Origin of the sequence: Acidocella aminolytica 101 = DSM 11237, assembly GCF_900129125.1 — a bacterium.
Taxonomy (GTDB): domain Bacteria; phylum Pseudomonadota; class Alphaproteobacteria; order Acetobacterales; family Acetobacteraceae; genus Acidocella; species Acidocella aminolytica.
This window is the reverse complement of record NZ_FQVJ01000041.1, coordinates 21,683-28,850: the sequence shown is the minus strand read 5'-3', so window position 1 is coordinate 28,850 and position 7,168 is coordinate 21,683. Positions and strand designations below refer to the sequence as shown.

Sequence of the window (7,168 nt, the reverse complement as noted above, 5' to 3'; positions counted from 1 at the left end):
CAATGATGTCATAGGACATCCCCTCCATGGCGGTGTGGGCGGGCAGCCCCCAATTTAAAAAGCAGGATTGCACCAGATTGACGCCGGCCTGGCCGGTCATGATGGCCCGGGCTGGATCGCCTTTGGGCAGGCTGCCGGCGGGGAGCAGCTCTGGCAATGGTGGGGTGTCACGGACCGGCGTACGGAATGGCCCGGCCGGAATGGACTGGCGGGGACGATCAGCAGACGGCATAACGGGGGTAACCTCTCGCATTTGAAATCTCCAAAAAATGTGATGGGCCAGGCTGGGCTCGTGAGGGCCAACTCACAGCTCAGCCGTTCTCATTGGCTTTAGAACTTGCTACGGTCGCCACTTTTTGTGATGCCCGTAGACATCATTATAAGACTAGAAAAAACTAAATCAATACTAAAAGTCGTTTTTGTTTGATTTTTAGTATCTTTCCTTGGGGGCTATAAATCTTCGTCCTTGGTAGCTATCATACAGCACCAAGGATATATGGACGGAATATGATTACTGGGGGACAACTGCGAGCAGCGAGGGCTTATGCTAATTTAACGGTTACTGAGTTAGCGTCATTAGCCGGTGTCGGTCGAACGACTGTGCTTAAGGCCGAAGCTGTAAATGGCCCCCCAAAGCTTACAGTCAATAAGTTATTACAACTCGAACAAGCGTTGACCAAATTGGGAATTTCTTTCGGCCCTCGCGGTGAAGTCAATTACATCCCTGTTGATAAGCCTGAGACGTAATCAGTATCCTTGCTTCTTCAGTAGAAATCTTATCGACTACTTGCGCTCAATTCACTGACTCAAGCTGAGATATCGGGCGTTATTCTTTTTGTATTCCTCTTCCTATGCGCCGCTACCGTGCTATATCAGCATTGGAGTTGTACGCGCAGCTCTGGGGCTTCGAAACCCCTAATCAGACGGTTCGGCACTCGCCGTTAGGGTGCCAAAGTTCCTTTGACCAGTCGGTCGGGGGGCCTGCGACGTATGTCCAGGTTTCCCGCGAAACTAAAGGTCGCAGGGGCCGGTCTGATTCGGCTTTCGAACTCCCCGATCAGGGTTGAGGAAGTATTGTCGCGGGGGCGCACCGCTGACGAGCCTGTCGGAGGCAAAAATGCTGATACATTCATCGTAGGCTCATCTAAGACTGAGTCCACTTCGCGCACTTTTTTGCGCCTGAAGCTTTGGCAGTTACAGCCAAGGCGGATTTGAGTGCGCCGCAAATTCCGCACCAGAACTTAGGACCTGCGAGGTTTACCGCGCAGCGGGCGAAGTGCGGCTTTTTTACCCCAAGTATTAAGGCGGGAACAGAAGTTGAAAGCCTCAACACGGGTCGTACGGCTGCGCCAATTTTCCTGGGAAAAGCGCAATGAAAACTGCTTTGTCTGTATTGGCAAAGCTGAAGTCAGCCGCGCCAAGCGTGGTGAACCATGGATGGCCATGGTTCCACTTGTCTACGCTGACGCCCTGGGAAGTTCATTTGGATTGCTACAAACAGACGGTGGCCCGAAAAAATTCAAGCGGGCCAGAGAGGCGATGGTCGCCGCGGAAATTTACCTCAATATATTTGTTCAATTTTGCCAGGGGAATGGTGAAGAGTCTGTCGAGCCAAGCGCTGGCAACCTTCGGCCATCAGCTAGCCATGGCTAAACTCCGAAAAACTGAAGCGGCGCACCGGGTCGCAAAATGGTCGAGCTGGGTGTTTAGTTTTAGCGCCATCACCTGGCTTGTATTCCTCGAGGTCAGGAATCTCCATGATGGGCTGTATGATGCTATTGCCGTTTTCCTTATAATTGTTGCCGTACTGTCAGTCCTTTTTTTGTTGGGGACATGGCTGTTACGACCGGAAGGATCCTTGATGGGCTTGGTCATCGAACTAGAAAGACTGATTAAGAGCGCGGACGAGCCGTAATGAGTGTGTATCTCCCACGCGACAGACACGATGAGAGTGCGTATCAATCAACGTAGCCGCCCAGAAGCGATGAGGTCCGCTAAGTAATCCGGTAATGCACAGCCAGGCGGTAACTCTTCGGCCGGTTCGGCTTTATCTAAAGTCGTTTTCATGGGAATGACCCCCGCCCACACTGGAACCTCATGTTCTTCCGGGTCGCCAGGGCCACCAGTGCGGATTTTCACGCTTGCGCTTTCAATTTCCATCGACAAAACCGTTGTTGCTTTTAATTCCTGGCTCGTCATCGGACGTAAACTGTCCCACCGCCCAGGAAAGACTCCCTCGACAAACAGCCGAAGTGCTTCAGTGGCCTCCGTTTCACTCTCGATTTTCCGTGCGGTGCCAAATGTCATCACAGATCGATAATTTACCGAGTGATTATAGGCCGAGCGCGCCATCACATAGCCGTCCATCATGCTTGCTGTAAGGCATACTGGCATGTCCTGTGCCGCACGCAGGAAGCGGCTGGCCGAGGAGCCGTGCCAATAGAGCCTGTTGCCCTGGCGCCAATGCATGGTTGGGGTAACATAGGGGGCACCATCAATGACATAGCCCACATGGCAAAGCGGTGCGGCGTCAAGCACCGCATAAACAGCTTCCTTCTCGTAACCGCCGCGGAAATGCTCCCGCCGTACCCGGTTACGTTCAGTGATTGGGAACTGTGCGTCTATGCTGGCATCGGTCATTGGTTGAACTCCTTTGCCGTGCATTATGCAGTCAGTCTGGTATGCTGGAAAACACCAGTTTCTTAAAAAGGAGCAGACCAGTTGTCAGGTCAAAGTCAAACTGCGCTTGTGACCCTCAACCGTGACGCGGGTGACCTTCAGGGGCAACTCTACCGTGCCCTGCGCGCCCGCATTCTCGGCGGGGGCTTGCGGGCGGGCACGCGTTTGCCTTCGACGCGCCAGTTCGCCGTATCGTTGGGCGTGGCTCGTGCCACGGTGGTGGGCGCCTATGAGCGGCTCCATGCTGAGGGCTATCTGCTGAGTGCGGCCGGCAAAGCTAGCCGGGTTGCCAATATCGTACCCCCCAAGGCACCAGTACAGCGCCCGATCCGAACTGCCCATACTTCTGTGCCCAAGCAAGTTCTGTGTCCGTCACAACTAGCACCGGGGGTGCCTGATTTAACCTCGTTTCCATCCGCTTTGTGGGGGCGGCTCCAGGGCGCTGAAACGAGGCGCCTAGTAGAAGCAGCGCTCGGCTATGGTGCTCCGTTTGGTTTGCCTGCGCTGAAGGAGGCTATTTTGGCGCATATCTCCGTCACCCGTGGGGTTGCGGCTACGCCAGAGCAGATTGTGCTATTCCCCTCGGCACGCACGGCCATTGCCGTGATTGCACGCGCCGTAATGCGCTGCTCGACACGTGAATCAGCCTCTGTTTGGATCGAGGATCCCGCCTACCCCAAGGCACGCCAGATACTCCATGCTGCTGGAGGGCAGCTTGTGCCTATTCCTGTTGATCATTGGGGCCTCGACCCAGAGCAAGTCGCGCATTTGCCGCCACCCTGCCTCATCTACGTCACTCCCTCTCATCAATACCCGACGGGTGTAACCATGAGCCTGGCCCGTCGCCTGCGTTTGCTCGAATTTGCGCGGCAAAGCGGCGCTTTCATTCTCGAAGATGACTATGACAGTGAATTCCAATTCGATGGACGCCCTATCGCCGCGCTTCAGGGGATAGACCCGGCCGGTCGTGTTGCTTATATCGGAACGTTATCAAAAGTACTCGCCCCAGGCGTGCGGCTTGCCTATGCTGTGTTGCCGCAGAGTCTATTGGCCGAAATACAACAGGCACTCAGCCAGGAAGGCTTAGCCGTATCTGTCCATGTCCAGGCAACTTTTCTGGCGTTTCTCCGTGATGGTTATTTTGGCGCGCATATCAAGCGTATGACAGAGCGTTATGCTACACGCATGAAGGCTTTCCGCGCGGCAATAGAACGCTTCTGCAGCACGTATGTTCAACCCGGACCCGGCGCTGGCGGTTTGCAACTGGCATTATGGTTCAAAGACCAGGGCATCAACGACAACGCGATAGCCGAAGCATTGACACATTACGGATATGCGCCGGAGCCGCTTTCCTCCATGTATTTGGGGCCCAGCCGCTCGGGCCTTCTATGTGGAATTGCAAGCCTCCTACCCGATCAAGCTCCCATTATAGCCAGCGATATTGCGACTGTACTCTCTTCTTCAAGTTCATCGATCATGGACTGAGAAGCGGGAGTGGGGAAATTCTGTCCTGAGAGCGCTTAGGTGAACGCTGTGTCCCTAGGTATCATCAAAGCACCGAGCACGCTCCCGCTGCCTCCTCCGAGGTCGGGGCTTCGTAGATCGGGCTCAAATCGGCAGCCACAGCCTTGCGATCCTTCCAACTGCAGAAATTCATCGAATGGCGGATCAGATGCACCACGCAGGGTTGAACAATGGTCTGCGGGAAGGCCGCGGTGGTTAGCCTCGGGGAAACCTCCGTCTCTTTTCCATTAAGCCGCGCTTGATGGAACCTTGAGAGGTTTCGCCTCAGCGCAACTCATTGCTGAACAGACTCTTTTGAAACTTCCTTCGGGCAAGATCGATCACGCTCCGAACTTGGACGATGCGCTGGATCGGACGGTGCGCTGCTACGGGCGTTTCACCTTGACTATTTACCTGATTCGATAGCTGTATCGGTCGAAACAACGCGGGAGGGTATCGATTACAGTGAATAGCGGCGCGAATACCCTTTACGGCGATCTCCTGCTCAATGACGACTGCCTGTTCGCAGAACGGGGCGAGTTTAAGATACATTTCACCAAGAACGAGCGTGCCGTTCTGCTGGCGCTGTCGCGCAATCCGAACCGCCTCCTTACACGCAGTCGCCTGCTGGACGAGATCTCGGCACACGAGGACCGTTCCGACCGCTATATCGACTTTCTCGTCAACCGGCTGCGCGCGAAGCTGGGCGACGACCCCAAATCCCCGGTTTTCATCAATACCCGCTATGGCGAGGGCTATGTCTGGGTCGCGACCCGGAGCGCCGCCCCACCCCCTGTAGATGTGCTGCTGGTCATCGCTAGCAAGCTTCCGGCCCAAGGCGATCCCTTGGCCCGGAGCGCCGCGGCGCTGGTCGAACGTCTCCAGGAGACCATCGGCGTCAGCGTCGGCCCAGAGCGGATGATCCTCGCTGACGGCGCGTGGTGCCCCGATACCGCAGACAGACCATGCCATCTGCTGAATCTCAGCTTCCAGACCGATGATGCGGTGCTTGGCTGTGCGGTGACGCTGAGAGAACTCCCGTCGAAGCGGATTGTCACCTCGTTCATCCTCGAGATCGAGCCGCAAAATTTCCAAAATCTTGCGGCGCAAGCCGACAGGATTGCCAATGCTGTGCTTGACGTCCTGCACCGCTGTCTCGGCCATGCCTCTACCGGCCTCGGCCTCGCACCGAGCGACACACTCGAGGCCCGTCTGCACGCCGCCTCGAGTGTGCTGCTTGGATCGAACCCGCGATGGGCGCAAGGCGCGCAACTGGCGAAGAAACGGGCGCAGGATCCTTTGAGTGCCGATCTGGCGTTGCAGTGGTGCCTGCACCTCTTCTCTACCCTGACGGTGACGAACCCGTTCGAATCCATCGAACTGGCGGAACGCCAACGCATGGAGCGCGAGATCGAGGCGACGGTCCTAGCGCATCTGCCGGCCGCGGAGGACAATCCGCTGCTCATGTTCGCTGCCGCCAAATTGCTCTATTTCGTCGATCGTGGGCATCTCGATCTCGCGGAAGATCTGGCCGAGCGCTCGCTCGCTCGGACCGGGGATTCCACTGTATCCCTAGCCCTCATGGGGCAGTTACGTAGTGCCCGCGGCCGTTTTGACGAAGCGGTGCATTACTTCGACCAAGGTGCAAAGCGGGTGGATCTGGGGCCGGATTTCCAGTTGCATATCAGGGTCATGAAGTGTCTTGCCTTGCTCGCGGCGGGGAACCGCGCCGCGCTCGATGTCGCACTGCTGGAGGTTGATACAGCACCGCCCTGTCCGTCGCACATCGCCTGCATGGTAGACTGGACATTCTCGCCGCATGAGCGCGGCCTGTCCCTGGATTCGGCGCAGGCGCTGGCCGCGATCGGCCCGGCGGGCGCGGCGAATGCCCTGGAATATGCCTATTTTACCTCCGCTAGGCAGATCATTCCGGAGCAGGCCCGCGCCAATGTCATGCGCGGGCTGATTGCCCAGGTCACGCGCATTCATGGCCTGCAGGCCGTTCCGCCCTTCCTTGTCCGGACTATGGGGCTGAACTTTGCGGCCTGACGGTGCGCACGCGCATTACCGGCCGACGATTTTTGTCCGAATCAAATATTAAGCAAACATTTGCGAGATATTAACGCGGAGATGGCGCGGCAGGCCCGCGCCCTTCGCCATCTGGCGTGGGAGTGGCTCAGGATTAACGTATAGGGGGCGGGGGTAAAAATTTGACAATGACTGAAACGACACTGTCAGAGCAAATGCACCGGTTGGCGCGGCGGTTGATCAGCAGTAACTTCAGCCGATGCCCCGGCCGTGAAAACCCGCCAATCCGTTCCGCTATTTTCACTCCTTTCCCGAGGTCATCCGCTTCGTGGTGATGATGTATGTTCGGTACACGCTCAGCCTGCGGAACGTCGAGGAGTTGCTGTTCGAGGGCGTACCGAAATCTGCCACGAGACCGTACGCATGTGGGGGAACCGGTTCGGCCCGCTATGTGCTGCAGATATGCAACGGCAGCGCGTGTTGAGAATGCGGAGCTTCCGGCAATGGAAGAGGCACCTTGGCGAGATGCACGTAAAGCTCAATGGAGAGATGCTTTATCTGTGGCGCGTTGTCGATTACGAAGGCGAGATCTTCGAGAGCTACGTCACGAAAACCCGCGACTTTGGCTTTCATGAAGAAAACCCTCAAGCGACCCCGTAGGGCAGAGGCTGTCGTCATCGATGGGTTACGATCTTACCCTGCCGAGATGCGTGAACTCGGCAGTATTGAACGCCATGAGATGGGGCGCCGGGCTAACAATCTAGATTTAATGCTAAATCGTCGTGATCATAAAGTTTTTCATGTTTTGTGGGTTGATGCTCAAACTAAATCTAACGTAAAGTTAGTTGCCAATTAGTTAATAATCTTATTTGCCTATTTGTTGGCAAATCGTGAAGAGTGGCTTTTTGACGTGAGTGCTTCCCGTATTGTGTGTGCACTGACGGTGAGGTTGGTTATC

At 56.0% G+C, this 7,168-nt stretch carries 6 protein-coding genes and 1 pseudogene; 4 read left to right on the top strand and 3 right to left on the bottom strand.

The window, feature by feature from the left end:
- The coding region (locus BUB54_RS16770) for a hypothetical protein (protein WP_217652532.1) at window positions 1-253 on the bottom strand (253 nt) is incomplete at its 3' end.
- 1,064 nt (window positions 254-1,317) lie between these two features.
- Between BUB54_RS16770 and BUB54_RS16760 the strand changes: the two genes are divergently transcribed.
- Window positions 1,318-1,653 (top strand): hypothetical protein, encoded by a 336-nt coding sequence (locus BUB54_RS16760; protein ID WP_048880393.1) that lies wholly within the window; start codon window positions 1,318-1,320, stop codon window positions 1,651-1,653.
- 309 nt (window positions 1,654-1,962) lie between these two features.
- On the opposite strand, the gene BUB54_RS16750 is transcribed toward BUB54_RS16760, so the two are convergent.
- Window positions 1,963-2,640: a pyridoxamine 5'-phosphate oxidase family protein gene (locus tag BUB54_RS16750; protein ID WP_082075795.1), complete on the bottom strand. Its 678-nt coding sequence runs from the start codon at window positions 2,638-2,640 to the stop codon at window positions 1,963-1,965.
- An 81-nt stretch (window positions 2,641-2,721) separates the two neighbouring features.
- On the opposite strand from BUB54_RS16750, the gene pdxR reads away from it, so the two are divergent.
- Window positions 2,722-4,164 (top strand): MocR-like pyridoxine biosynthesis transcription factor PdxR, encoded by a 1,443-nt coding sequence (pdxR, locus tag BUB54_RS16745; RefSeq protein WP_073211952.1) that lies wholly within the window; start codon window positions 2,722-2,724, stop codon window positions 4,162-4,164.
- 85 nt (window positions 4,165-4,249) lie between these two features.
- Here pdxR and BUB54_RS20470 read toward each other — a convergent pair.
- Window positions 4,250-4,393: pseudogene (locus BUB54_RS20470) on the bottom strand (transposase); the annotation flags it as partial.
- Window positions 4,394-4,647: 254 nt separating this feature from the next.
- Between BUB54_RS20470 and BUB54_RS16735 the strand changes: the two are divergent.
- Together BUB54_RS16735 and BUB54_RS22190 are read left to right on the top strand one after the other, a co-directional pair.
- A complete protein-coding gene (locus tag BUB54_RS16735) occupies window positions 4,648-6,231 on the top strand; it encodes a winged helix-turn-helix domain-containing protein (protein ID WP_048880397.1) in 1,584 nt (527 codons plus the stop codon).
- 402 nt (window positions 6,232-6,633) lie between these two features.
- On the top strand, window positions 6,634-6,870 hold the full coding sequence (locus BUB54_RS22190; protein ID WP_148359244.1) for a DDE-type integrase/transposase/recombinase: 237 nt from the start codon (window positions 6,634-6,636) through the stop codon (window positions 6,868-6,870).
- Window positions 6,871-7,168: the final 298 nt, after the last annotated feature.